At 46.9% G+C, this 1,092-nt stretch carries 2 protein-coding genes; both read left to right on the top strand.

All coding sequences use genetic code 11. The annotated features are described in order from the left end of the window. On the top strand, positions 1 to 309 hold a 309-nt coding region (locus AC2VLY_RS10990; protein WP_486922272.1), incomplete at its 5' end, for a ribonuclease T2 family protein. A gap of 41 nt (positions 310 to 350) precedes the next feature. Then, positions 351 to 1,092: alkaline phosphatase family protein (locus AC2VLY_RS10985; protein ID WP_486922271.1), on the top strand; the 742-nt coding region annotated here is incomplete at its 3' end.

Below are 1,092 nucleotides of genomic sequence, written 5' to 3'. Positions count from 1 at the left end.
GATTTGCTGGATAAACTCAACGCCAGCTCGTTCACGGCCTTTATTCGTGAGCATCGCGGGCAATGGGTGGAGCGCAATGCCATTCTCAAAGCCTTTGCCGAAAGCTTCAAAGTGAAAAATGCGGATGCGCTGGAACTCCGTTGCGAGACGCCCGGCCGTCATACCCATGAACTGGAGCATCAAGGTGATATTTTGACCCAAGCCTGGATTACCATTCACAAAGATAAAGTTAATGATTTCCCTGCCCCGGACAGTCTTGAAAAGGGCCGCAAGGGAAATTGTGCTGAAAAAATTCATATACTGAATTAAACCACCAGAATAACAAACTCTCTCTTTTTGATGAGGAATATATGATGGAGCGTCAGAATCGTCGGCAGTTTTTGAAGCAATTGGGGTTAGGTGGTGCAGCAGTAGTTTCCGCACCCAAATTAATGGGTATAGCCCATGCGGCTGGTGTGGATGAAAAAACCATCCTGCGCAAAAAAATTGAGCATGTGGTTGTCATTTTTCAGGAAAATCGCAGTTTTGATCATTATTTTGGGACTTTTCAACCCAAGAATGGTCAAAAAGTCATTAATCTCCTGGATTCATCAGGAAATCTGGACCCTCGCTTCAATGGTCTCCAGAAAAACCCGGCCGGAATTCCCTATGGTAACTTACCTTTGCCCCTGGATATTCCCGGTTTTCAGAATGTGCAACTGGCTAATAAGCCCTTTCATTTGGCACCATATATTCCAGCCAAGGGCAACGTCAACTGGGATCCAAGGCATCGTTTCTTTCGGATGATGGCAGAAGTCAATAATGGGAAAATGGACCGTTTTGTAGCTTTGGCGGGGGGAAGTAAAACCCATTTGCACCGTGATGAATTCAGGAAAATGTCGGCAGAGCAGATGGCTTTTGATCTGGCCCGTCCCAGTGGGCCTGTTCTGGGGCACTATACGGGAGAAGATCTTCCTTTTTATCATCGCATGGCGCACCAATACACCTTGTTTGACCATTTTTATCAGGCAATGAGTGGTGGTAGTACGGGCAATGCCCTGTATCTCGTCGCCGCGCGTTCGTGCATCAACCCTCAGGCTACAGCAGATATTT

The sequence above is a fragment of the Acidithiobacillus sp. TH-A36 genome (assembly GCF_057473445.1).
The sequence above is the reverse complement of the archived record's forward strand: the minus strand, read 5'-3'. Positions and strand labels throughout refer to the sequence as shown.